Raw genomic sequence first — 22,971 nt, forward strand, 5'->3', positions numbered from 1 at the left:
TGGATCACCTTCGCAGGTGCGGGGCACCCGCGAGCCACAGATTGATGCTGACAGCCGAGTGGGCGCCCTCTCAAGAGTGCCGGTGATACGCCTTGTTGGCGATGCGCCAGCTGTCGTCGGCACGGATCAGCAGGAAGATGTCAGTGAACGTGTCTGCCCCGTGCGAGAGCGTCATGGTCGCGGTCGCGACGGTGCCGTGGACATCGATGGCGTCGATGCGGCGGGTGCGGGTCGGTTCGTCCGGGGCGGGCTGGCCCTGGAAGAGGGTGCAGTACTCGTCCAGTCGCCAGGAGACGAATGAGCCGTCTCGGATCCCTTCGATGTGGGCGGTGGGAAGGAACGCGTCGCGGAAGTGGGTGGGGTCGCCGGTGGCGTGTCCGCGGATGTAGGCGTGGAGCGGTTTGAGCACGGCCTTCTCCACGGCGGGGACCGTGGCGGCGACGGCGATGTCGGCCTCGGGGGCGGCAGGGGTGTCGGCCAGGCCGGCCGCGCTGCGCAAAGGGGTGTCCGACGCGGCGGCCAGCAGCGCCATGTCCTTGGCGAGCGCACCGATCGTGAATTCGGCTGCGGCAGCGGTCGGCTCATCGAGGAGGAAGTGTCGCTTGCGGGCCACGAGGCCGCCGAGCTGGCCGAGTTCGAGGATGTCCAGCGTCTGGGTACGGGGCAGGGCGAGGGCGTCGGCCTGCCGCAGCGAGTCCCGCAGCGCGAGGACGGCGCCGGCGAGGCCGTTGTTGGCGATCAGCTTGAGCATGGCGGCGGTGGAGGCGTCGTCCGTGTGCCGGATGGTGCCGAGTGTTTCCAGAACCGGTCGGACTCGGTCGAGTGCGTTCTGGTCGGCGGCGGCGAGGATCTGCAGGGTGCCGGCGGCGGCAGCCGGCGCCGAGCCGAGCAGGGGCGCGTGGACGTAGGACGAGCCGAGTTGCCGGGCCAGCCTCGATGCTTCGGCTGGGGCGATGGTGCTGGTGTTGAGCACGATCGTGTCCGTTCGCAGTGAGTCACGGACTTCGTCGAGGACTTGCTGGCAGGCCGGGCCGTCGAACAGGGCCAGGAGGACGAGGTCCGCCTGGGCCACGGCCTCGTTCGGGTCGGCGGTCGTCTTGACGGTGCCTGATGTGCGCCCTGAGCGCGTCCAGCCGACGACGTCCCAGTCCTGGGCGGCCAGGCGTGTCGCGATCGCGCCGCCCATGCGCCCCAGACCGAGGACGGCGATCGTGTGCGGTGTGGTCATGCGCGCCACAGTGGTGCACCGCGATGACTGCGACAAGCGCAGATTTCGCATGCCCGCCCTGCGGGACTCGCATATGGGTTGGGCATACTGCCGCCATGGATCTGACTGTGTGGCGGGCCTTCGTGACCGTGTGCCGGGTCGGATCGCTGTCGGCGGCGGCAGCCGAGCTGAATCACACACAGTCGGCTGTCTCCCGGCAGATCGCCGGACTGGAACGGCAGCTCGGCGTGCCTCTGGTGGAGCGCCACGCGCGTGGTGTGCGTCCGACGCCGGCCGGTGAGGTGTTCCGGCGCCGTGCCCTGGCCACGCTCAACGAGGCCGACCGCGCCGTTCGCGCGGTACGAGACGTTCGTGACGGAGTGTGTGATCGGCCCCTGGCCATCGGCGCGACACCATCTCTCGCTGCGGGGATCGTCCCTGAGGCCGTGCGGGGTCTGCTGAGGCAGGCCGGATCCATCCGGTGGAGCCTGCTCCCCGGCCTGAGCGCACAGCTGCACGGACGGGTGATCGCGGGCGATCTCGACATCGCCGTCGTCACCGACGCTCCGCCGGGGCTGGCCGTCGACCCGCGGGTCGACCGGCGGTTCCTCGGGCTGGACGAGATGGTCGTCGTACTGCCCGCCGGTCATCCGCTGGCCGGGCGCGGGCCTGTGCGCATTGAGGCGCTGGCCGACGAGACCTGGGTCGAGGACAACGACGGCTCGGCGGCACTCCTGCGCCAGCACGCCGCCCGCGCCCGAGTCAGCGCCCGCATCGACCTCGCCGCGGCCGATCTGCCCGGCAAGCTGGCCCTGGTCGCCACCGGTCATGCCATCGCGTTGATCCCCGGAGTGCTGACGAGCGCACTGCGGGCCGATGCCACCACGGTCAGCCTTGTGGATCCCCCGACGCGCGGTATCTACACGATCACACCGCGGGGCGATGTCCACCCCTGCGCAGGGTCTCTCCATGACCGGCTCGCCGCTGTGTTCGCCTCGGACCGTCCAGCTCACACCACCCACCAGCCGGATGGGACGGGCACCCACCACCCGCACGCGTCCGCTGGCCAACCTCCCACGGAATAGAACCCCGCCCCCCGGTATCCGCACCGGGACCTCCCGACCAGCCCGGAAGCGGGGGCATCTCCCGCCCGGAAGCATCAACTGATGTGGCTCCAGGGCGACTTGGCCCTGGGGCCTTGAGGTCGTGTGAAGATCGCGACTGTTAGGGTTTCGGCCTGATGCGATCAGGACCCTTTGCGACTCACGTGGTCTCCTGCCGCGCCGAAGAGAGGTGAACATGAGCGTTCTGCGTCCGCTGGTTGTTTTCTTCGCAGGCGTCCTTGTCCTTGCGGTCCTCGTCCTTGGCCTGGCATGTGGGGTGCTCGTGGCGGCCCATGGCGGGCTGAGTGCCGACGTGCTCAAGGGGCTGGCTCTGCTGGCGCTGTGCCTGGTTCTTCTCGTGGCTTGCAACCGCTTCCTCACTGGCCAGTGGCACCGGTGGTCGAAGCTGCGGGGCACCCAGGGCTGAAACCCCCAGTCGGCCGGTCCAACCCTTCCTTCGCTTGTGGCATCAAGGGCCGTGAGGCGGACGGGAGTTGTCCTTTGCGATCGTTGGCGGACAGCTCGTGCGATCTTGTGACTGCGACTCCTACGGTGTGCTGAGGCCCTGACGGGGCTGTGGGGTCTTTCTGCGGTGTCGACGGGAGCCGGAGCAGATCGTGGCGTCGTACTTTGAGCGTTTGGACCGGGAAGAGTCAGCGGTACGTGATCAGCTGTCCGGGCTGCATGAGGATCGCGAGCAGATCCACAAGCAGATCGGCGAGGCCGAGGACCGGCTGCGCCGGTTGGCCATCACGCGGGAGACCCTGAACTCTTTGCCGCCGGATACCGACCCGCCAGGCGGCACCGGAGCGCCGGAGGGCGAGTCGGCTGCTCCGTCAGCGCCGATGCCTGAAGAGGTTCACGTCCCACCGGCTTCCGAGGCCGCGCCTGGGTCTGCGGGGCCGCTTGAGTGGGAGGAGGGGCGGCAGCGGATGTTGTCGTTGCTGGCCACGGCGGGGCAGGCGATGAAAGCGCGGGAGATTGCTATGGCGATCGGCGAGGACGTCTCGACTCCGGCCAGGGTGGAAACCACCCGCGGCCGTCTGAAAAGGCTGGCGGAGGAAGGTCACGTGGTGGAGGACCCTGTCGGCTGGTTCGCCATCGCCGCAGGCAGCGGAGAAGGGACGGCCGAAGAGGGCTGAAACACAGACTCCTGCGCCGCCTTTTGAAGGCGCGTGGCAGGAGAGGGTCGGCACCGCCGGTGGCCTGGTAACCGATCGGCGGTGCCGGCACGCGAGCTCCCATCAGGTGGCTCAACGCGTGTCCGAGCGTAATCGAGGCATACAGCGCTCGACGGGTGGAGCCACGAAATCGTCATGCCCGATCACCGTTCGCGCGAGTTCGGGCAGGGAACGAGGTTTCATGGCTCATCTTCCCGTCAAAAGCGGCCTTCTGCGGCCACAGCGGGATTGCGAGGGCGGCTCCGAGACGGGCCACGGTGGCGACGTCCGGCCAGGACCGCCCGTTGATCAGGTCGGCGACGGCCTGACGGTTCACGCCGGAACGGACCGCGACCCTGCGCAGACTCACACCGTGCTCCGCCAGGAACTCGGCAAGGGTACGGGCGATGTGCTGGACGGCGGCGGCGCCGGGGTCGGCGAGCTGGGCGTGGGGCCAGGCTTCCGGATCGCCGGCAAGCTCGCGCGGCGGCCTTCGTCGGTTCATGCCTCCGACCATGCAGATGCACTCCTTTCCGTGAAGATCGGCTTCAACCCCTTCACTGGCTGCTTGACCAGCCGGTGGGCTTGGTCCGTGACCTTGAACTCGGAGATCTCCGGTCTGATCCGCGACTATCGCCCGCGGCTGCCGTACCGGCGGTGGGCGCCGGTCGCCGACCAGGTGCGGGCGACGGTGGCGGCCGCCGCCCCGGCCACTTGTTATGAGGTGCGGCGGCTTCTGTATGCCGTCGGGCGGCTGGCCGTGTGGGCCGACAGCGGAGGACTGCCGCGCGATCCAGGTCTGTGGCTGCGGACGGAGACGATCGACGCATTCGTGCTGTCCGGCTGCCCGGACCTGGAGGGCTCGACCGTGCAGACCTGCCGGACCTGGCTGCGGCGTACCCGGGAAGCCCTCGTATGGGTCGAGCGCGGCGAGGCCCCGCCGGTGCGGATCGCCTCTCCGCGCAGCCCGCAACCTCCCTACGAGGAAGGTGAGTTGGCTAGGCTCCGGGACTGGGCCGGGCATCTGCCGGGGCGAGCGCGGCTGGACGGGCTGGCGCTGATGGCACTCGGCGCCGGCTGCGGTCTCACATCCGGTGAACTCCGTCAGGTGCGCGGCCACCACATCGACACCACCAGCGGTGTTCCGGTCCTGGACGAGGACCTGTTGGGTCGGCTCGTGGCCTGCCGGGCGGGCTGGAGCGTCGTACTGGCAGAGCTGGCCGACACCGCAGGAGAGGGCTACCTGTTCCGGCCCGGCCGGAAGGTCACGGCGGCGAAGAACCTGGTGTCGTCCTGGCCCTCCCGACACCGGCCCTCCGGCGGACTGCCGCCGTTGTCGGCCCGCCGTCTGCGCTCCACGTGGATCGTGGGCCTGCTGGCCGAGGGCATCAGCCCGTCCGTCGTCGCTGCGGCTGCCGGGATGTCCTCGCCAGCTGGCCTGGCTCCCTACCACCAGTGGGTCCCGCCGCTGCCGAGGAAGGAGGTCATCCGGCTGCTGCACGGACACCGCCGGTGATGGCTCGCCCGGCGGCGGACGAGACGGCCGCACGCGCTCTGCGGCCTCGTATCCGGCCCGGGAAAATCACGAAGATCGAGGACTCCAAGGTCGGCCAGCTGCTGACCCTGCTCGACCGCTCCGGCGTCCCCCAGCAACTGGAGGAACTCCTGGCCGGGCGGCCGGGACCAGCGGGGGTGCGTCCGCGCACGGTGCTGGCCGGACTGCTGCTGGCCGCCTACTACACGGGCCGGGCCACCATCGCCGAAGCCTGGCGCATCCTCCACTTCCGCCTCGAACCCAGAGCCCGCACCTGGCTGGACATCCCACAACAGGCCCCGGCGACTGCGCGTGAATGCGTCGCGGCCAGCCGCCGCCTCTACCGAGGCTTCGACCGCATCACCACCGTCCTCGACCCAGCCCGCTGCGACCGCCGCTCCCGCCTGCCCCAGGAGATCGCCGACGCCTACGCGGACGCCTGGAACGTCCCCTCCGGCCGGCAGGCCGCCGAGCGGCTCCAATTGCTGGCCAACCAGTTGGTCCTGACCCCGGTCCGCTTCGCCCAGGAGCGCGGTCACCTGCGCGGCTGGCGCGGGGACGTGGGCGTGGATGCCACCTCCATCCCCGTTCTGGCCCGTCCCGCCGGCGACCGCACCCCGACCGCGCCGGTGGAGATCACCGCAGGCTGGCACTACAGCGGCGGCTCCGGAGAGGGCACCTTCGGCTACAGCGCCACCTTCGTCGTCGCGGCCCACCGCCGCCGCCCCGGCGAGCGCGCGGGAAAACCGACCGCCTACCCGCAGATGTGTGTCGGCCTGGTCCTGGACACGCCCACCGTCCGCACCAGCCGCAACGCGGTCCTCGCCCTGGAAGAACTGTCCGGACTCGGAGTGCCGGCGGGCACCTGCGCTGCCGACCGCGCCTACACCGGGTGCTCTCCCGAGAACTTCCAGATCCCCGTACGCCGTCTCGGCTACCGACTCGCCCTCGACTACAAGGTCAATGACCGCGGTCAGCAGGGCAGTTGGCAGGGCGCCCTGCTCGTTGACGGCTCCCTCGCATGCCCCCACATGCGTGACACACTCGTGGAGGCCACCAGCGGGCTGGACGACAAAGCCGTACGCGAAATCCACGAAAACCAGCAGCTCACCGAACACATCACCGCCCGCGAGCCGCACTACCTCAAGACCAAACAAGGGCCCGATGCCCGAGGCGCGATCCGCCTCCAGTGCCCGGCCGCCGGACCGTCGCCGTCGGTGAACTGCGCACGCCGCGACCGCCTCCGTCCCCGCACCCCGGGCCCGCCCTCTGCAGTGGTCGACTTCAGCGACCGCCGCCAACGCGCCGCACACCCCTCCGCCCGGCCCACCGTCCAACTCCCCCAGGACGAATGGCTCAACCCACCACCAGCGGACGAACTGCCCCGCGTCTGCAGCAAGTCCGACATCACCGTCCCCGCCGACGCCGCGGGCGATCTCAAGACCGCCAAGTTCCGGCAGGACAGCCACTACCTGTCCGACGACTGGATCGCCGCCTACAAGCCCATCCGCTCTCACAACGAGGGCATCCACGGGCGCCTCAAGGGCGACGAGATCGACATCAGCAACCCGAAGCACCGCCGGGCACCGGGCCAGGTAGCCCAGACGCTCCTCGTCGCCCTCATGGTCACCGCCGGAAACCTCGACATCCTCGAGACCTGGCTCTACCAGCACACCGGCACCCGACTCACCGACACCGTCTTCTACAACGCTGATCCCCAGCCGCCAGCACCACGGGAGACGGAACCACCCACACAGACCGGACGGCCGCCGCCACCCACCACAGGCCGCTGAACCACAAGAACCGAACACGACCGCAGCCAGCCCCGGCGCCCCGGGGCTGGCTGTGATGCGTGCGACACGGAAACGGGGGACAGTGGCACGACCACCGCTCGCCATCCGCCACCCCGAACACCATCGAACAGACCCCGGAAACGACGAAGATCCCGTGCGATCGTCATGATCGCCGGGATCTCGTCAACCGACCTTGAGCTAACTCAAGAACGGCCGTGCGTGGACCTGAGGGGATTTGAACCCCTGGCCCCCTCGATGCGAACGAGGTGCGCTACCGGACTGCGCCACAGGCCCTTGCAACGAGTGAAACTCTAGCACCCCGATCGGCCTGCTTGGAAATCCGTTCCCGAGGGGCGGTCACCTGCGGTTTCGTGGCCCTACTCGTTGGCGGCCCGGGGCCGGTCCCCGTCCTCGTACTGGTCGAACAGCGGCGTCCGGCCGCGCTCGCGGGCCCGTCGTGCGGAGGCCGCACGGCGGGCGTCGGTGCGCCCGTCGTCGTCCGTCCTGTCCTGCGCGTGGGGCTCCGGCTCGGCCGGGTCGGCCAGGTCGGGCTCGGCCTCGGCGTCCGGGGTGACGGTACTCGACCGGGCCGAACTCCAGGTGTCGGGGGCGCCGAGGTCGACGTCGCCGACGGCCCGCGGGGCGACCGGGGCGGTCACGTACGTCGGCAGGGGCACCGGCACCGGGTCCCAGCTGTCGCCCTGGCCGGGCCGGCGCTGCCGTTCGCGCTGCTGGTCGACCCACTCCGCGTGGTCGGTCTGCTCCACGAGCGCGCGCCGGTCGGCCGCGAGGGCCGACAGGCCGGGGTCGGTCACCGGCTCGGGGCCCTCCTCCGGCTCGTCGGCGTCCTCCTCGCCCGGCGGACGACGGCGGGGCTGGCGCTGCCGCTCCCGCAGCCGCTGGGCGGCGGCCTCGGCGCGACGGCGGTCCATCTGGTACGCGAAGCGGCGGCGCTCCTGGGCGCGGAGGTAGCCGATGTACACGCTGAGCATCACCGCGGGCACGCCGGGCGCCCACAGGAAGGCCAGCCCCCCGACCGCGGCGACGATCGCGCCGAGGGTGAAGGCGAGGAACAGCATGGTGGTGGTGCGCCGGCGGCGTGCGAGCACCTTCGTGCGCCGGGCTCGTGCCGCGGCCGCCTGGGCCTGCGGCGACGGGCGCCGGGCGGCGGGCACGGGAACCCGGCCGCGTCCGGCGCGCGCCGGACCCGCGGGTGCGGGGCGGGCCGGCTGTTCGGGTTCGGGCGACGGTACGGGAACCTGGGTCTGCGGACGGGTCTTGGACACGGCGAAGGCCCGGACGTCCACCGACTCGGTGACGTCCAGGTCGTCGGCGTCCTGCTCCCCCTCCTCGGTGGAGCGCGCCTGCAGGTCCTTGGCGTACCGGCGCTCCATCCCCGCCCGTCCGGACAGCAGCCGGATGGCGGTGCTGAAGCGTTCCGTCGGACGGGCCTCGTTCAGCTCGTCCTGCCTACGGAGCCACATCGGCACCAAGTAGGCGGCCCAGGCCCCGACAATGACTGCGTAGATGAGGCCGCTGCTGCTCACGTCTCACACCGTAGAGGGGTTTGCCGGGGGCCATCCGCCAATTGAGCCGGTGTGTCGCACGATCTGGCTGATATTTCGAGCTTTTTTTGTGATGGATGCGATCAGCACACCGTCGAGGCGGGGAATTCATTGCCCTGAGACGGTCACCCGCCGATCATTTTCGAACACATATTCAATTTCCGGGGTGGCGCCGCATTCCCGGATTGCTCTGCGCGCGCGACCGGTGCCAGCGCCTGAGCAACCCGTCCGGCAGCTCCTCCGCCGTGAGCGCGAAGACCAGATGGTCCCGCCAGGCCCCGTCGATGTGGAGATAACGCGGGCGCAGTCCCTCCTCGCGGAATCCGAGTTTCTCCACCACGCGCCGGCTCGGCGTGTTCTCGGGGCGAATGCAGACCTCGACGCGGTGCAGTCCGACCGTGCGGAAACAGTGGTCCACCACGAGCGCCACGGCCGTGGGCATCACCCCGCGCCCGGCCACCTCCTCGTCCACCCAGTAGCCGACGTGCCCCGAGCACATCGACCCCCAGGTGATCCCGGCGACCGTCAACTGCCCCACCAGCCGCCCCTGGTACTCGATGACGAAGGGCAGCATCCGGCCCGCGTTCGCCTCCGACCTCAGATGGCGGACCATCTGGCGGAAGGTCGGGCGGTGGGTGATCGGGCCGCCGGGCGTGGGCGGCGGGATGGTCGCCTCCCAGGGGCGCAGCCAGTCGCGGTTGCGCCGGTTGACCTCGCGCCACGCCCGCTGGTCGCGCAGCTTTATCGGCCTCAGGACGACGTCACCGTCCACCAGCTCGGCGGGCCAGGACGGGCTGTTCAGCTCGCACCCCCGCTGCCGGATCCCGGATGGTCGCCGCCCCGCAGCTGCTCGACGGCGTGGACGAGCAGCGGCTCCAGGACGGCGAGGCCGTCCTGCACGCCGCCGCGGGAGCCGGGCAGGTTGACGATCAGGGTCCGGCCCGTGACTCCGGCCAGGCCACGGGAGAGTGCCGCGGTCGGCACCTTCTCGCGGCCGAACGCCCGGATGGCCTCGGCGATGCCGGGGACCTCGTGGTCGATCACCCGGCGGGTCGCCTCGGGGGTGCGGTCGGTGGGCGAGATGCCCGTGCCGCCCGTGGTGACGATGACGTCGTAGCCGGCCCCGACACCGGCGCGCAGGGCCGCCTCGACCGGGTCGCCGTCGGGGACCACCTGCGGGCCGTCGACCTCGAAGCCGAAGCCCTGCAGGCCGTGGGCGATCAGCGGACCGCCCGTGTCCTCGTAGACCCCGGCGGCGGCCCGGTTGGAGGCCGTGACGACGAGAGCGCGATAGGTCATGCCCGGCTCCAGTCGCCCGACGTGCCGCCCGTCTTCTCCTCCACCCGCACGTCCGTGATGACCGCTCCCTTGTCGACCGCCTTGACCATGTCGATCACGGTGAGCCCGGCGACACAGACCGCGGTGAGCGCCTCCATCTCGACGCCCGTGCGGTCCGTCGTCCTCACCGTGGCCCGGATCTCCACGGCGTCGTCCGCGACCGACAGGTCCAGTTTCACACCGGAGACGGCCAGCGGGTGGCACAGGGGAATCAGGTCGGGGGTGCGCTTGGCGCCCATGATCCCGGCGATGCGCGCGGTCGCGAGGGCGTCGCCCTTGGGTACGCCCTCGCCGCGCAGCAGCTCGATCACGCGGGGCGAGACGAGGACGCGCCCGCCGGCGCGGGCGGTGCGGGCGGTCACGTCCTTGTCCGACACGTCGACCATGCGGGCGGCACCCGCCTCGTCGAGGTGCGTCAGCCGGTCCTGCGGGGATGGGTCCTGCGTGCTCATGCTGTGTGGCGCTCCCGGTCCGGGCCCGTCGCGGTGCGGCGCTACGGGCCTGCTGTGCGCGACACGGTACCCCCAACCAGGGGCTATCGGCCGAGCAGGACCACCTCGACCTCGCTGCCGGGCTCGACGGACTCGGTGTCCTCGGGGACGACGATCAGCGCGTCGGCCCGGGCCAGGGCCGCGACGAGGTGGGATCCGGCGCCGCCGACCGGCGTGACGCCGCCGTCGGCGTATCTGCCGCGCAGGAACTGGCGGCGGCCCCTGGGCGAGGTCAGCGGCTTCGGGGCGCGCAGGGTCGCCCGGGTCACTGGGCGGTGGACGTCCTCCAGGCCCATGAGCCTGCGGATCGCCGGGCGGACGAACAGCTCGAAGGAGACGTACGACGACACCGGGTTGCCCGGCAGGGCCAGCAGCGGGGTGTGGTCGGGGCCGACGGAGCCGAAGCCCTGGGGCTTGCCGGGCTGCATGGCGAGCTCGCGGAACTCCACGCCGCTGCCCGGCTCGTCCTCGTCGCCGACGTGGGACAGGGCCTCCTTGACGACGTCGTAGGCACCGACGCTCACGCCGCCGGTGGTGACCATCAGGTCGGCGCGGACCAGCTGGTCCTCGATGGTGGAGCGCAGGGTCTCGGCGTCGTCGGCGACGGCGCCGACGCGGTAGGCGAGGGCGCCGGCGTCGCGGGCGGCCGCGGTCAGGGCGAAGCTGTTGGAGTCGTAGATCTGACCCGTGCCCAGTTCCGTGTCGGGCTGGACGAGTTCGCTGCCGGTGGAGAGCACCACCACGCGCGGGCGCGGGCGGACGCGGACGGTGCCGCGGCCGATGGCGGCGAGCAGGGCGATCTGGGGCGGGCCGAGGACCGTGCCCGCCTCCAGGGCACGGTCGCCGGCCTTCACGTCGCTGCCCTTGGCGCGCACGTGCGCGCGGGCCCCGGCCGGGCGGTAGACGTGCACATGGCCGGTGGCGCCCTCGGGGGCGAGGCTGCGGGCGCGCATCCCGCGCACCGGGCCCTCGCCGAGTCCGCCGTCGGTCCACTCGACGGGCACGACCGTCTCGGCGCCGGGCGGCAGCGGGGCGCCGGTCATGATGCGGGCGGCCTGGCCGGGCCCGACGTGGAGCGGCTCGGCCTGGCCCGCGGCGACGTCCCCGACGACCTCCAGGGCCGCCGGGTACTCCTCGCTCGCGCCCGCCACGTCCGCGACCCGTACCGCGTAGCCGTCCATGGAGCTGTTGTCGAACGGCGGCAGGGACACCGGCACCGTGACGTCGTCGACCAGGACGCAGCCCTGGGCGTCGAGCAGGTGCAGTTCGATCGGTTCCAGGGGGCGGACGGTGGCGAGGATGTCCTCCAGGTGCTCGTCCACCGACCACAGGTGGTCGGGGCCGGAGTGGTCCTGGCCGGTGACGCGGGGCGCGGCGCTGCTCAACGTGTTACATCTCCTCGGCTACGTAACTGCGAAGCCAGGTCCGGAACTCCGGGCCCAGGTCTTCACGTTCGCACGCGAGTCGGACAATGGCACGCAGGTAGTCGCCGCGGTCGCCGGTGTCATAGCGGCGGCCCTTGAAGACGACGCCGTGCACCGGTCCGCCGATCTTCTCGTCCTCGGCGAGCTGCTGGAGGGCGTCGGTGAGCTGGATCTCGCCGCCGCGGCCCGGCTCGGTCCGGTGCAGTATGTCGAAGATGTGCGGGTCGAGGACGTAGCGGCCGATGACCGCGTAGTTCGACGGGGCGTCGGCCGGGTCGGGCTTCTCGACGAGGCCGCCGACCTTGACGACGTCGCCGTCCTCGGTGTTCTCGACGGCGGCGCAGCCGTAGAGGTGGATCTGCTCCGGGGCGACCTCCATGAGGGCGACGACGCTGCCGCCGTGCTGCCCTTGGACCTCGACCATGCGCCGCAGGAGCGGGTCGCGGGGGTCGATCAGGTCGTCGCCGAGGAGGACGGCGAAGGGCTCGTCACCGACGTGTGGCGCGGCGCACAGGACGGCGTGACCCAGGCCCTTGGGGTCGCCCTGGCGCACGTAGTGGATGGTCGCGAGGTCGCTGGATTCCTGGACCTTGGCGAGGCGGCTCTCGTCACCCTTCTTCATGAGGGCGGATTCCAGCTCGTAGTTGCGGTCGAAGTGGTCCTCCAGGGGGCGCTTGTTGCGGCCCGTCACCATGAGGACATCGTCCAGGCCCGCGGCGACGGCCTCCTCGACCACGTACTGGATCGCCGGCTTGTCGACGACCGGCAGCATCTCCTTGGGCGTGGCCTTGGTGGCCGGCAGGAACCGGGTGCCGAGGCCCGCTGCGGGGATGACAGCCTTGCTGATCCGAGGGTGGGACTGTGTCATGGCCGCCACCTTATCCGGTGCCTTGAGACGGAATCTGGGGCTCCGGATTAAAGGCGCTCATACGAGCATATTGTCACGGTACGGGAGCAACCATTGAGGCACTTCGCAGGTCAGGACGATCCTGACAAGCGCACGTTGCGCCGGGAAATCCTCGCGGTGAGAAGCGGATTGACGGCGAATGACCTGCGGGAGACATCGGCGGCGCTGGCCGGGCGGGCGCTGGAGCTGCCGGAGTTGGCGCGGGCCGGCACGGTCGCCGCATACGTCTCGGTGGGGAGTGAACCGGGGACGCTCGCGCTCCTCGACGCGCTGCGCGCCCGGGGCGTGCGCGTGCTGTTGCCGGTGCTGCTGCCCGACAACGACCTGGACTGGGGCGCGTACGAGGGCGAGGGCTCGCTGGCGCGGGTCCGGCACGGCGGCAGGATGGCCCTCCTCGAGCCCGCGGGCGAGCGCCTCGGGCCGGACGCGGTGACCGCGGCCGACGCCGTGCTGCTGCCCGGGCTCGCGGTCGACGCGCGCGGGATGCGGCTGGGGCGCGGCGGCGGCTCCTACGACCGGGTGCTGGAGCGGCTGGAGCGGGCGGGGGCGCGTCCGGCGCTGGTGGTGCTGCTGTACGACTCCGAGGTCGTCGCGCACGTCCCCGGGGAGCCGCACGACCGGCCGGTGGACGCGGTGGTGACGCCGTCGGGGGTACGGCGGTTCCGGCGGTAGCCCGGACACGGGAACGGCCCTCCACGCGCGCGTGGAGGGCCGTTCCCGTCCGACGGGGTCAGCGGCTCACGGCTTGAGCACCAGCTTGTCGGCCGTGCCGCCCTCGACCGCCCGGTCCGAGAAGGACCACGGCAGCAGCTCGCCGTCGGCCCACTTGTCCGTCTGGTCGACGTAGTGGGCGCTGTAGGCGTGCCCGGAGGCGCCGGTGAGGTTGATCCAGCGGGACTTGTCGAGGTCGCCGAGGTTCACCACCATCCGCATGGACGGCACCCACACCACCCCGAAGCCGCCGGCGGCGTTCCAGCCGGTCGCGTTGACCGTCGCCTCGCCGCCGCTGAGCTCCCAGGGGCCGCGGTTGAGCGCGTACTGCACGAAACCGGGGCCCGCGGTGCCGAGGGTCTGGTTCTTCAGGAACAGCCGGTGCAGCCGGCCCCAGCTCCAGGAGTCGATGTCCTTGCCGAGCTTGGCGGTCAGCTCCCAGCGGGCGTCGATCAGGGCGCGCTTGAACAGCTGGTCGCGGTTGGCGGCCGCCGGGCGCGTGCCCGCCTCCGGCGCCGTCCACCAGTCGCTGTCCGGCGTGTCCATGAGCCCCCGGACGACCTCGAACCAGCGGTCGCCGCCGTCGGGCTGCGCCTGGTCCGGGTCGCGCCGGCCGCACTCGCGCACCTTCCCGGCCTCGTCGGCGGGGCCGGTGGTGTTCACCGGCTCGACCATGAGGCACTGGCCCTTGGGCCGCAGCTCCTTGGGCAGTTTGTTGCCGAACGCGAGCTTGAGGACGTTGCGCCAGACGGCGTTGAAGTACGCGGCGGCCGCCGAGTCGGCGTCCTGGGTGTAGTCCCAGCCCTCCAGCAGCTTCTGCGCCTCGCGGACGTCCCCGTCCTCGGTGTCGATCTTCAGCAGCGTGGGCACCAGCAGCCGCGCGACCTCGCTGCTGTTGTCCAGCTGCATCTGGCGCATGTCGTCCGTGGAGATCTTGCCGCCGTCCTTGATCTTCGACTGGATCAGGTCGGAGATCCGCTGGCTGCGCGTGCCGTAGCCCCAGTCCGCGGTGAGCGTGTACGGGTACGTGTCAGGGTCGACCACGGCCTGGTTGGCGGTGACGATGTAGCCGCGCTCCGGGTTGTACTCGTACGGCAGCGCCTCCTGCGGGACGTAGCCGGTCCAGCGGTAGTCGGGGTCCCAGCCGGGCGCCGGGACGGAGCCGTCGACGGCCTTCGCGCGGGTGGGGATCCTGCCGGGCAGCGTGTAGCCGATGTTGTTCTCGGTGTCGGCGTAGATCAGGTTCTGCGAGGGCACCTCGAACAGGGCGGCGGCCTTGCGGAAGCCGGTCCAGTCCTTCGCCCGGTTCATGGCGAAGACGGCGTCCATCGTGGTGCCCGGGTCGAGTGCGGTCCAGCGCAGGGCGACGCCGTAGCCGTCGCCGCGGTCGGGGGCCGCCGTGTCGACGGTGGCCTTCTTGCCGACCCTCACGAGCTCCTCGGCGCGGTCGGAGAGCAGCGGCCCGTTGTCCGTCGTACGGACGACGATCTTCTTGGACGGGCCGCCGGCGACCTTGATGGTCTCCTCGCGGGTCTCGAAGGGCCTGACCTTGCCGTCGTAGAGATAGCCGTCGCCGGTGATCTTCTGCAGGTAGAGGTCGGTGACGTCGACGCCGGAGTTCGTCATGCCCCAGGCGATGTCCTGGTTGTGGCCGATGATCACGCCGGGCATGCCGGCGAAGGTGTACCCCGTGACGTCGTACTGGCAGGTGCTGGAGACGCTGCGGCAGTGCAGGCCCATCTGGTACCAGACGGACGGCAGCGAGGGGCCCAGGTGCGGGTCGTTGGCCAGCAGCGGCTTGCCGGTGATGGTGTGCTGCCCGCGGACGACCCAGGAGTTGGAGCCGATGCCGTCGCCGTTCACGCCGACGGCCGGCGGGAGGTCCTCCAGGACCTTGGTGAGTCCGGTGAGCTGGCTGTTCAGGTCCGAGCCGGCGGAAGCGCCCGCGGCGGTCCCGCCGGTGCCCGGGCCGCCAGTGCCGCCCGTGCTGCCAGGGGCGGTCCCGCCGGTGCCGGATGTACCGCCGGTCCCGCCGGTGCCGTTCGCTCCGGAGGTACCGGATGAGCCGCCGGTCCCGCCGGTGCCGTTCCCTCCCGCCGCGCCGGTCGTGCCGCCCTGCTCGAAGGACTCCGCGAGCTCGTCGTACCGGCCCTCCTGCACTATCGCCTTGTTGCGGCCGTACGGGTACCGCGGGTACAGGTCGGCGATCTGCTTCGGGCCGAGGCGGCTGGTCAGCAGGGCGCGGTCGATCTCGTCCTGCATGTTGCCGCGCAGGTCCCAGGCCATCGCCTTCAACCAGGAGACCGAGTCGACCGGGGTCCACCGCTGCGGCTTGTAGCTGTTGGTGAAGCCCAGCGCCGCGTACTCCAGGGAGATGTCCTCGCCCTCCTTGTCCTGGAGGTAGGCGTTGACTCCCGCGGAGTAGGCCTGCAGGTGCTTCTTCGTGGCGGCCGAGAGCTTGGTGTCGTACTCCTGCTTGGCGACCCGGTCCCAGCCGAGCGTGCGCAGGAACTCGTCGTTGTCGACCTGGCTCTTGCCGAACATCTCGGACAGGCGCCCGGCGGCCATGTGGCGGCGGACGTCCATCTCGTAGAAGCGGTCCTGGGCCTGGACGTAGCCCTGCGCCATGAACAGGTCCGCGTCGGAGGAGGCGTAGATCTGCGGGATGCCGTAGCCGTCCCGCTTGACCTCGACGGGTCCCGACAGGCCCTTCAATGTGAGGGTGCCCTTGGTCTGCGGGAAGGAGGCCCGGACGGTACTGACGGTCCAGTACCCCGCGAAGGCGACGCCCCCGATGAGGGCCAGCACCAGGACGAGCACGACGAGACGGGCTTTGCGCCCCTTTCTCCTGCCGGACTTGCCGGGCTGCTGACCCGTGGAGGCGGTGGTGTTGGGGGGCATCGCTGTCCTTGCTGTCCTAACGCGAGCGGCAGGTTCGGCTGTGCTTCTAACTGAGCGCTGGAGCAACGATAGGCGCAGGGCCTTGCGCCCCTTGACGCGGAGTCGGGAACCAGCGCGCACGGACGTTCGATCTTGCCCTCCCGAGTGTCAAGAAATCGTCAAGAGTTAGGTAAGGTAACGAAGTAGTCGGCGCGTTGCGCCCCAGTTTCATGTGCGATGTACGTGAGCCCGCGCGCGGGTGCGCGTCGGGCCAGGAAAGGATTCGGCCGCTGACTGTCCACCATCTCAACCAGCTCCTGCTCGTCTGCTCGCTCGTCCTGCTCGTCGCCGTCGCAGCGGTACGGATCTCCTCGCGCAGCGGGCTCCCCAGCCTGCTCGTGTACCTGGGGATCGGCGTCGCCATGGGCCAGGACGGCGTGGGCGACATCCACTTCGACAACGCCGAGCTGACCCAGGTCATCGGCTACGCGGCCCTGGTCGTGATCCTGGCCGAGGGCGGCCTGGGCACGAAGTGGAAGGAGATCAGGCCGGCCCTGCCGGCCGCCAGCGCCCTGGCCTTGGCGGGTGTCGCGGTGAGCGTCGGGGTCACCGCCTCGGCCGCGCACTACCTGGTCGGGCTGGAGTGGCGGCAGGCGCTCATCATCGGGGCGGTCGTCTCCTCGACCGACGCGGCGGCGGTGTTCTCCGTGCTGCGGAAGATCCCCCTGCCGGCCCGCGTGACCGGCACCCTGGAGGCGGAGTCCGGCTTCAACGACGCCCCGGTGGTCATCCTGGTGGTGTCCCTGTCGACGGCGGGCCCGGTCGAGCACTGGTACGTGCTGCTGGGCGTCATCCTGCTGGAACTGGCCATCGGCGCCGCCATCGGGCTCGCGGTGGGCTGGCTGGGATCCCTGGGGCTGCGGCACGTGGCCCTGCCGGCCTCCGGCCTCTACCCGATCGCCGTGATGGCGATCGCCGTGGTGGCCTACGCGGCCGGTGCGCTGGCCCACGGCAGCGGCTTCCTCGCGGTGTACCTCGCCGCGATGGTGATGGGCAACGCGCGGCTGCCGCACTGGCCGGCCACCCGCGGGTTCGCCGACGGGCTGGGCTGGATGGCTCAGATCGGCATGTTCGTCCTGCTCGGCCTGCTGGTCACCCCGCACGAACTGGGCGACGACATCGTGCCCGCGCTGGTCATCGGGCTGGTGCTGACCATGGTGGCGCGCCCGCTGAGCGTGCTGGTCTGCCTGACCCCGTTGCGGGTGCCGTGGCAGGAGCAGGCCCTGATGTCCTGGGCGGGCCTGCGCGGCGCCGTGCCCATCATCCTGGCGACCATCCCCATGGTGGAGGGCGTGGAGGCCAGCCGCCGGATCTTCAACATCGTCTTCATCCTGGTCGTCGTCTACACGCTGGTCCAGGGCCCGACGCTGCCCTGGCTGGGCCGCAAGCTGCATCTCGGCGACGGTCCGGAGGCGGCCGACCTCGGCATCGAGTCGGCCCCGCTGGAACGGCTGCAAGGGCACCTGCTGTCGGTGGCGATCCCGGACGGCTCCAGGATGCACGGCGTGGAGGTGGCCGAACTGCGGCTGCCGCACGGCGCGGCCGTGACCCTCGTCGTGCGCGGGGGCGAGTCCTTCGTGCCGCTGCCGGCGACGATATTGCAGCGCGGGGACGAGCTCCTGGTGATCGCCACGGACCCGGTCCGGGACGCGGCGGAGAAGCGCCTGCGCGCGGTCGGGCACGGGGGCAAGCTGGCCGGGTGGCTGGGGACGGACGGGGCGGGCCGATGACGCAGGGCCGTTGTGTGCTCTTCGCGTCGGTCTGCATTCGGAGGGTTGATCTGCATGTGGAGGCGGCCGGGCCGACGGTGCTCGCTTCCACAGGTCTGCCGCCCTTGATCCCTGTAACATGAAGGCGTATTCAGATCGAACCCACTCTGCCTGACGCAGAGCTGGCGCGACCGTATGGCGGTCGGGAAGCCCCTCCTCACCGGGCCCCGGCATCTACCGCAGTTCCGCGCAAGAGGACAGCTCTCGGCGCCGCCCACGACGGGGCCGCGCTACCAGGCGGCAGAAAGGCACGGGCCGTGGCATCCACGGTCACCTCGGAGAAGCCGGTGAACTCGACGGCCTCCACCCGCCCGGGATACGGCCGGCTGCTGCGCACCCGCGGCGCCTGGACGTTCCTGCTCCCCGGCTTCGCGGCGCGCCAGCCCTTCGCGATGCTGACGATCTCCATCGTGCTGCTGGTGCAGCACACCACGGGCTCCTACGGCGCGGCGGGCGCCGCCGCGGCCGTCACCGGCGTCTCCATGGCCCTGTTCGCGCCCTACAGCGGGCGCCTCGCCGACCGCTACGGGCAGCGGACCGTGCTGATCCCCGGCGTACTGCTGCACGCGCTGTCCGGGCTGGTCCTGACGGGGCTGGCCCTCATGGACGCCCCGCTGTGGGCGGTCTTCGCGGCGGCCGTCCCCACCGGCGCCTCGGTGCCGCAGGTCGGCCCGATGGTGCGGGCCCGCTGGGGCGTCGTCCTGAAGGACTCGCCCCTGACGACCACCGCGGCGGCCTTCGAGTCCGTCACGGACGAGCTGACCTTCGTCGTCGGACCGCTGCTGGCCACCGCCCTGTGCACCACCGTCGACCCGGCCGCGGGCCTGGTCACGGAGGCGTCGCTGAGCCTGGTCGGCGGTCTGCTGTTCGCCGCGCAGAAGCGCACGCAGCCCTCGGTCTCCGGCGGCGGGCACGCGCGCGTGGAGCACGCCTCCGCGCTGCGCATCCCCGGTGTGCGGGTGCTGATCGTGACCTTCCTGGGCATCGGCTCCGTCTTCGGCGGCATGCAGGTCTCCCTGGCAGCGTTCACCGAGTCGATCGGCGAACCGGGCCTGAACGGCGTCCTGTACGGCGTCTTCGCCGCGGGCAACATGCTCTCCGGCCTGGCGTGCGGCGCGGTCGCCTGGAGGATCGCCCCGCAGCGGCGCCTGGTCGTCTGCTACGCGGCGCTCGCGCTCACCGCGTCCGGCCTGTGGGCCGCCCACTCGGTCCTGGTCCTGGCCGGACTCGGCCTGCTCGTGGGCATGTGCATCGCGCCCGCCCTGATCACCGGCTACACCCTCGTCGAGGGCCTGGTCCCCGCCGGTGCCCGCACCGAGGCCTTCACCTGGCTGACCGGTGCGGTGGCCCTGGGCCAGGCGGCCGCCGTCACGGTCGCCGGACAACTGGAGGACCGCCTCTGGGGCGGCGCCGGTTTCCTGGTCCCGACGGGCGGCACGGTGCTCGCCCTCACGACCCTCCTGGCACTGCAATCCCGGCTGTCCGTGCGCGCCCACGGCCGGACGCTGGCACGTGGCGTGGGTCACCGCGTGCCGGTGGCAGTGGACTGAGCGGCCGGAATACGTCAGTATGGAGCGTCGTTAGCACTCATCGAGTGAGAGTGCCAGGAGGAAGACAGTGCCCACCTACCAGTACCAGTGCACCGAGTGCGGCGAGGGCCTCGAGGCGGTGCAGAAGTTCACCGACGACGCTCTCACCGAGTGCCCCAGCTGCAAGGGCCGCCTGAAGAAGGTGTTCTCGGCTGTCGGCATCGTCTTCAAGGGCTCCGGCTTCTACCGGAACGACAGCCGCGGCTCCTCGTCGAGCAGCACCCCGGCGTCGAAGTCGTCGAGCGGCTCCTCGTCGAGCTCGTCCTCCGACTCCGGCTCGTCGAGCTCCACCTCGAGCTCGTCGTCGGCCGGCAGCTCCTCCAGCAGCAGCACCACCGCCGCGTAAGGCCCTGATTCTTACGGGACCCTGTCGCCCTCGGGCGACAGGGTCCCCGCCGTTTCCGCATGCGGTTAGGGTGCCGACATGGCGGAAACAGCGGGTAAGGCGAACAAGGTGAGCGCGGGCGACGGGGCGGGTGCCGGAGTCGGTACCGGAGTCGGTACCGGAGTCGGTGCCGGAGTCGGTGCCGGTGCCGGAGTCGGTGCCGGTGCCGGAGTCGGTGCCGGTGCCGGAGTCGGTGCCGGTGCCGGAGTCGAGGGCGCCGGGATCGGTGTCATCGGTGGGTCCGGCTTCTACTCCTTCCTGGACGACGTGACCGAGGTGCAGATCGACACGCCTTACGGGGCGCCCAGCGACTCCCTCTTCCTCGGTGAGGTCGCGGGCCGGCGGGTGGCCTTCCTGCCCCGGCACGGACGGGGCCACCACCTGCCGCCCCACCGGATCAACTACCGGGCCAACCTGTGGGCCCTTCGCTCGGTCGGCGTAGGGCAGGTGCTCGCCCCGTGTGCCGTGGGCGGGCTGCGTCCCGAGTACGGGCCGGGCACGCTGCTCGTGCCGGACCAGCTGGTCGACCGCACGAGGACCCGCGCGAACTCCTACTTCGACGGGCTGCCGCTGCCCGACGGCACGGTGCCCAACGTGGTGCACGTCTCGCTGGCCGACCCCTACTGCCCGACCGGGCGGGCCGTCGCGCTGAAGGCGGCGCGCGGACGGGACTGGGAGCCGGTGGACGGCGGCACGCTGGTCGTGGTCGAGGGGCCGCGCTTCTCGACCCGCGCAGAATCGCTGTGGCACCAGGCCCAGGGCTGGTCCGTGGTGGGCATGACCGGTCATCCCGAGGCGGCCCTCGCCCGTGAGCTGGAGCTCTGCTACACGTCGTTGACCCTGGTCACCGACCTCGACGCGGGGGCCGAGACGGGCGAGGGCGTCTCGCACGACGAGGTGCTGCGGGTGTTCTCGGCGAACGTCGACCGGCTGCGGGGCGTGCTGTTCGACGCGGTGGCGGGGTTGCCGGCCGAGGTCGAGCGGGACTGCCTGTGTGTGAGTGCGCTGGGTGGGATGGATCCGGGGTTCGCCCTGCCGTAGGGGTGGCGCCGGGGGGTCTCAGGTGCGGAACTCGCCGTTCGGGTGAGCGAGTTGTCCACAGGGTCGTGGCCGGTCCACAGGCCTGAACGGGCGGCGGGCCGAAGCCTCATCGTGGGGAGCGCAAGCCGGTCCCTCGACGCAGGTGGTGGTCTCCGTGTCCCAAGCTCGGTCTTCGTGCGTGCCGTCGTCGCCCTCTCGGTCCATGGCGTCCTCGCCCTCTCGGTCCATGGCGTCCTCGCCCTCTCGGTCCATGGCGTCCTCGCCCTCGTGGTCCGTGGCGTCGTCGCCCTCGTGGTCCGTGGCGCCGTCGCCCTCCTGGTCCGCCGTCCCGTGCCCGCCCGGGCCCGAGGTCCCGGCGACCCGTGAGGTGCCGCGGTTCGATCCCGTGCGGGTGCGTGGCGGGCGGCGCGGGACGGGCCGGCTGGGGCATCGGAAGAGGCGAGCCGTGGTGGTCGGTCTCGCGGTCACCGCGACCGCGCTGGTGGCGGCGGGACCACGGGATGCCGACGGTGCCCGCGGTCACCCCCGGGCGCACGCGCCGGCTCACGTGGGCTCCGCGTCCGGGGCTCGGTATGGAGAGCCGACCGGGGATCGGTTCGGGGAAAGGCCCGGAGATCGGCCCGGGGATCGGCCCTCGGAGCAGTCCATCGGCTCGCAGCGTTCCGCGCGGACGGTGAGTGCCCCGGTCCGGATCGCCGACGCGGCGGCCGTCCGGCTGCTGCGGCCCGGTGACCGGGTGGACGTCATCGCAGCCGAGGAGACCGCGCGAGGCGGTGACGTCCGGGTCGTCGCGCGCGGGGCCCGGGTGGCGAAGGTGCCGGAGCCGCCGGACGGCGTTTCCGAGGGTGCTTCCGTTTCCGGAGGTGTTGCCGGAAAGGTTTCCGGGGACGGGGCGCTGGTGGTGCTCGCGGTACCGCGTTCGACCGCCGCACGCCTGGCCGGGGCCGGTGCCACGGCTCGGTTGGCGGTGACCTTGTGGTGAGGGCGGTGAGCCCGATGAGCCCGGTGAGCCCGGTGAGCCCGGTGAGGAGTGCGGAGGTCACGTGGACACTCCGGTCAAGTCCCTCGCTCGAGGGACCCAGGTCCCCGGTCCGGCCCATCGGTGACGTAGGTTGCGGAGCGTTTTGTTCCACAAGCTGCTCGTACGAGGAGAGGCCCCGAGGTGACCAAGAACAAGGAACCGAGCGTCTGGGAGGGTTTCAAGGCCTTCCTGATGCGCGGGAACGTGGTCGATCTGGCGGTGGCGGTGGTGATCGGTGCCGCGTTCACCAACGTCGTCAATGCCGTGGTGAAGGGGATCATCAACCCGGTCGTCGGCGCCATCGGGACCAAGAACCTCGATCGCTACAGCTCGTGCCTGAGCACCACCTGCGAGGGCGACCAGGGCATCCGGATCCTCTGGGGGTCCGTCCTCGGCGCCACCCTGAGCTTCGTGATCACGGCGGCGGTCGTCTACTTCCTGATGGTCCTGCCGATGGCGAAGTACCTGGCGCGGTTGGAGGCCCGCAGGAGGGCCAAGGAGGGCACGCGCGAGATCATCGAGGTGACCGAGCTGGAGGTGCTGAAGGAGATCCGCGACGAGCTGGTCGCCCAGCGGGGCGCGGGGCACGACCGGCTGTAGCGCCGCACACGGCGGCCCGGCCGGCCGCCGGACCACCGGGAGCGGTCAGCCGGCTGCTTCAGAGGTGGTGGGGCGGCTTCTCGTCGAGGAAGCGCTTGAGGTCGGCCGCCCCGCTGCCGGAGTCGGTGCGCTCGCCCCAGCCCCGGTCGGTGTCGTCGGACGACTGCTGGTCGAGCGGGTCGTCGAAGATCAGGGCGGGCGTCGGCTCGCGCGGGTCGGGTTCGGGGGCGGTACTCATGCGTCCAGGGTACGGTCGACGGAGAAGAACTCGGCGCCTTCTGATGTGCTGGAATCATGACCTCCAGCGCCCCGCTCACCCGCGCGGCTCCGTTCGCGGCGACGGTGGCCGGGTGACGGCCTCCGCGGCGGCCCCAGTCCCAGGCCCTCGGCACC

At 71.4% G+C, this 22,971-nt stretch carries 23 protein-coding genes and 1 tRNA gene; 13 read left to right on the forward strand and 11 right to left on the reverse strand.

Annotated features, from left to right (window positions below):
* Window positions 1–70: 70 nt before the first annotated feature.
* A complete protein-coding gene (locus ACFW6P_RS08655) occupies window positions 71–1,279 on the reverse strand; it encodes a nuclear transport factor 2 family protein (protein ID WP_386423242.1) in 1,209 nt (402 codons plus the stop codon).
* 44 nt (window positions 1,280–1,323) lie between these two features.
* On the opposite strand from ACFW6P_RS08655, the gene ACFW6P_RS08660 reads away from it, so the two are divergent.
* From ACFW6P_RS08660 to ACFW6P_RS08670, 3 genes are all read left to right on the forward strand, one after another.
* Window positions 1,324–2,292, forward strand: coding sequence for a LysR family transcriptional regulator (locus ACFW6P_RS08660; protein WP_386423243.1), 969 nt, complete (start codon window positions 1,324–1,326; stop codon window positions 2,290–2,292).
* Window positions 2,293–2,506: 214 nt separating this feature from the next.
* Window positions 2,507–2,737, forward strand: a complete 231-nt coding sequence (locus tag ACFW6P_RS08665; RefSeq protein ID WP_386423244.1) for a hypothetical protein — start codon at window positions 2,507–2,509, stop codon at window positions 2,735–2,737.
* Between the two features lie 190 nt (window positions 2,738–2,927).
* Window positions 2,928–3,452 (forward strand): hypothetical protein, encoded by a 525-nt coding sequence (locus ACFW6P_RS08670; RefSeq protein WP_386423245.1) that lies wholly within the window; start codon window positions 2,928–2,930, stop codon window positions 3,450–3,452.
* Between the two features lie 172 nt (window positions 3,453–3,624).
* Here the strand turns inward: ACFW6P_RS08670 and ACFW6P_RS08675 are convergent, their stop codons facing one another.
* Window positions 3,625–3,987, reverse strand: a complete 363-nt coding sequence (locus tag ACFW6P_RS08675; RefSeq protein WP_386423247.1) for a helix-turn-helix transcriptional regulator — start codon at window positions 3,985–3,987, stop codon at window positions 3,625–3,627.
* A 75-nt stretch (window positions 3,988–4,062) separates the two neighbouring features.
* On the opposite strand from ACFW6P_RS08675, the gene ACFW6P_RS08680 reads away from it, so the two are divergent.
* Window positions 4,063–4,986 (forward strand): hypothetical protein, encoded by a 924-nt coding sequence (locus ACFW6P_RS08680; protein ID WP_386423248.1) that lies wholly within the window; start codon window positions 4,063–4,065, stop codon window positions 4,984–4,986.
* The gene (locus ACFW6P_RS08685; protein WP_386423249.1) at window positions 4,986–6,797 is read left to right on the forward strand and encodes a hypothetical protein; all 1,812 of its coding nucleotides are present in this window, start codon (window positions 4,986–4,988) and stop codon (window positions 6,795–6,797) included. Before ACFW6P_RS08680 ends, ACFW6P_RS08685 begins: the two co-directional genes overlap by 1 nt.
* A gap of 220 nt (window positions 6,798–7,017) precedes the next feature.
* Here ACFW6P_RS08685 and ACFW6P_RS08690 read toward each other — a convergent pair.
* The 7 genes from ACFW6P_RS08690 to galU form a co-directional block, all read right to left on the reverse strand.
* Window positions 7,018–7,091: transfer RNA gene (locus ACFW6P_RS08690), tRNA-Ala, on the reverse strand.
* 83 nt (window positions 7,092–7,174) lie between these two features.
* Window positions 7,175–8,344 carry a gephyrin-like molybdotransferase receptor GlpR gene (gene glpR, locus ACFW6P_RS08695; RefSeq protein WP_386346852.1) on the reverse strand — a complete coding sequence of 390 codons (1,170 nt, stop codon included), beginning with the start codon at window positions 8,342–8,344 and terminating at the stop codon, window positions 7,175–7,177.
* A 172-nt stretch (window positions 8,345–8,516) separates the two neighbouring features.
* A complete protein-coding gene (locus ACFW6P_RS08700) occupies window positions 8,517–9,137 on the reverse strand; it encodes a GNAT family N-acetyltransferase (protein WP_386347437.1) in 621 nt (206 codons plus the stop codon).
* Between the two features lie 23 nt (window positions 9,138–9,160).
* Entirely contained in the window at window positions 9,161–9,661 is a 501-nt protein-coding gene (locus tag ACFW6P_RS08705; RefSeq protein WP_386346854.1) for a molybdenum cofactor biosynthesis protein B, read from the reverse strand.
* The gene (gene moaC, locus ACFW6P_RS08710; RefSeq protein WP_386346855.1) at window positions 9,658–10,152 is read right to left on the reverse strand and encodes a cyclic pyranopterin monophosphate synthase MoaC; all 495 of its coding nucleotides are present in this window, start codon (window positions 10,150–10,152) and stop codon (window positions 9,658–9,660) included. The genes ACFW6P_RS08705 and moaC overlap by 4 nt, the downstream gene beginning before the upstream one ends.
* Before the next feature lie 83 nt (window positions 10,153–10,235).
* The gene (gene glp, locus ACFW6P_RS08715; protein WP_386346856.1) at window positions 10,236–11,576 is read right to left on the reverse strand and encodes a gephyrin-like molybdotransferase Glp; all 1,341 of its coding nucleotides are present in this window, start codon (window positions 11,574–11,576) and stop codon (window positions 10,236–10,238) included.
* A 4-nt stretch (window positions 11,577–11,580) separates the two neighbouring features.
* On the reverse strand, window positions 11,581–12,483 hold the full coding sequence (galU, locus tag ACFW6P_RS08720; RefSeq protein WP_386346858.1) for a UTP--glucose-1-phosphate uridylyltransferase GalU: 903 nt from the start codon (window positions 12,481–12,483) through the stop codon (window positions 11,581–11,583).
* 168 nt (window positions 12,484–12,651) lie between these two features.
* On the opposite strand from galU, the gene ACFW6P_RS08725 reads away from it, so the two are divergent.
* Window positions 12,652–13,194 carry a 5-formyltetrahydrofolate cyclo-ligase gene (locus ACFW6P_RS08725; protein ID WP_386346860.1) on the forward strand — a complete coding sequence of 181 codons (543 nt, stop codon included), beginning with the start codon at window positions 12,652–12,654 and terminating at the stop codon, window positions 13,192–13,194.
* 66 nt (window positions 13,195–13,260) lie between these two features.
* On the opposite strand, the gene ACFW6P_RS08730 is transcribed toward ACFW6P_RS08725, so the two are convergent.
* Window positions 13,261–16,134 (reverse strand): penicillin acylase family protein, encoded by a 2,874-nt coding sequence (locus tag ACFW6P_RS08730; protein WP_386423250.1) that lies wholly within the window; start codon window positions 16,132–16,134, stop codon window positions 13,261–13,263.
* 209 nt (window positions 16,135–16,343) lie between these two features.
* Between ACFW6P_RS08730 and ACFW6P_RS08735 the strand changes: the two genes are divergently transcribed.
* The 7 genes from ACFW6P_RS08735 to ACFW6P_RS08765 all read left to right on the forward strand — a co-directional run bounded on the left by ACFW6P_RS08735 (window position 16,344) and on the right by ACFW6P_RS08765 (window position 22,578).
* A complete protein-coding gene (locus ACFW6P_RS08735; protein ID WP_386346864.1) occupies window positions 16,344–17,903 on the forward strand; it encodes a potassium/proton antiporter in 1,560 nt (519 codons plus the stop codon).
* Between the two features lie 296 nt (window positions 17,904–18,199).
* Window positions 18,200–19,492 (forward strand): MFS transporter, encoded by a 1,293-nt coding sequence (locus ACFW6P_RS08740; RefSeq protein ID WP_386423251.1) that lies wholly within the window; start codon window positions 18,200–18,202, stop codon window positions 19,490–19,492.
* 67 nt (window positions 19,493–19,559) lie between these two features.
* Complete coding sequence (locus ACFW6P_RS08745; RefSeq protein ID WP_386346868.1) at window positions 19,560–19,877, forward strand: FmdB family zinc ribbon protein; 318 nt, start codon at window positions 19,560–19,562, stop codon at window positions 19,875–19,877.
* Between the two features lie 78 nt (window positions 19,878–19,955).
* Entirely contained in the window at window positions 19,956–20,957 is a 1,002-nt protein-coding gene (locus tag ACFW6P_RS08750; protein ID WP_386423252.1) for an S-methyl-5'-thioadenosine phosphorylase, read from the forward strand.
* A gap of 174 nt (window positions 20,958–21,131) precedes the next feature.
* Window positions 21,132–21,323 (forward strand): hypothetical protein, encoded by a 192-nt coding sequence (locus ACFW6P_RS08755; RefSeq protein ID WP_386423254.1) that lies wholly within the window; start codon window positions 21,132–21,134, stop codon window positions 21,321–21,323.
* Window positions 21,324–21,342: 19 nt separating this feature from the next.
* Window positions 21,343–21,939 carry an RcpC/CpaB family pilus assembly protein gene (locus ACFW6P_RS08760; protein WP_386347443.1) on the forward strand — a complete coding sequence of 199 codons (597 nt, stop codon included), beginning with the start codon at window positions 21,343–21,345 and terminating at the stop codon, window positions 21,937–21,939.
* Window positions 21,940–22,170: 231 nt separating this feature from the next.
* Entirely contained in the window at window positions 22,171–22,578 is a 408-nt protein-coding gene (locus ACFW6P_RS08765; RefSeq protein WP_386347445.1) for an MscL family protein, read from the forward strand.
* Window positions 22,579–22,636: 58 nt separating this feature from the next.
* On the opposite strand, the gene ACFW6P_RS08770 is transcribed toward ACFW6P_RS08765, so the two are convergent.
* Window positions 22,637–22,816, reverse strand: a complete 180-nt coding sequence (locus tag ACFW6P_RS08770; protein WP_386346870.1) for a hypothetical protein — start codon at window positions 22,814–22,816, stop codon at window positions 22,637–22,639.
* Window positions 22,817–22,971: the final 155 nt, after the last annotated feature.

Source organism: Streptomyces sp. NPDC058741, assembly GCF_042746715.1.
Classification (GTDB): domain Bacteria; phylum Actinomycetota; class Actinomycetes; order Streptomycetales; family Streptomycetaceae; genus Streptomyces.

Coding starts and splice junctions, on each gene's coding strand:
- ACFW6P_RS08660 (WP_386423243.1), top strand. CDS start 1,324: ATGGATCTGACTGTGTGGCGGGCCTTCGTGACCGTGTGCCGGGTCGGA.
- ACFW6P_RS08665 (WP_386423244.1), top strand. CDS start 2,507: ATGAGCGTTCTGCGTCCGCTGGTTGTTTTCTTCGCAGGCGTCCTTGTC.
- ACFW6P_RS08685 (WP_386423249.1), top strand. CDS start 4,986: ATGGCTCGCCCGGCGGCGGACGAGACGGCCGCACGCGCTCTGCGGCCT.
- ACFW6P_RS08770 (WP_386346870.1), bottom strand. CDS start 22,816: ATGAGTACCGCCCCCGAACCCGACCCGCGCGAGCCGACGCCCGCCCTG.
- ACFW6P_RS08675 (WP_386423247.1), bottom strand. CDS start 3,987: ATGGTCGGAGGCATGAACCGACGAAGGCCGCCGCGCGAGCTTGCCGGC.
- ACFW6P_RS08765 (WP_386347445.1), top strand. CDS start 22,171: ATGCGCGGGAACGTGGTCGATCTGGCGGTGGCGGTGGTGATCGGTGCC.
- ACFW6P_RS08655 (WP_386423242.1), bottom strand. CDS start 1,279: ATGCGAAATCTGCGCTTGTCGCAGTCATCGCGGTGCACCACTGTGGCG.
- ACFW6P_RS08705 (WP_386346854.1), bottom strand. CDS start 9,661: ATGACCTATCGCGCTCTCGTCGTCACGGCCTCCAACCGGGCCGCCGCC.
- moaC (WP_386346855.1), bottom strand. CDS start 10,152: ATGAGCACGCAGGACCCATCCCCGCAGGACCGGCTGACGCACCTCGAC.
- ACFW6P_RS08750 (WP_386423252.1), top strand. CDS start 19,956: ATGGCGGAAACAGCGGGTAAGGCGAACAAGGTGAGCGCGGGCGACGGG.
- ACFW6P_RS08735 (WP_386346864.1), top strand. CDS start 16,344: ATGTGCGATGTACGTGAGCCCGCGCGCGGGTGCGCGTCGGGCCAGGAA.
- ACFW6P_RS08730 (WP_386423250.1), bottom strand. CDS start 16,134: ATGCCCCCCAACACCACCGCCTCCACGGGTCAGCAGCCCGGCAAGTCC.
- galU (WP_386346858.1), bottom strand. CDS start 12,483: ATGACACAGTCCCACCCTCGGATCAGCAAGGCTGTCATCCCCGCAGCG.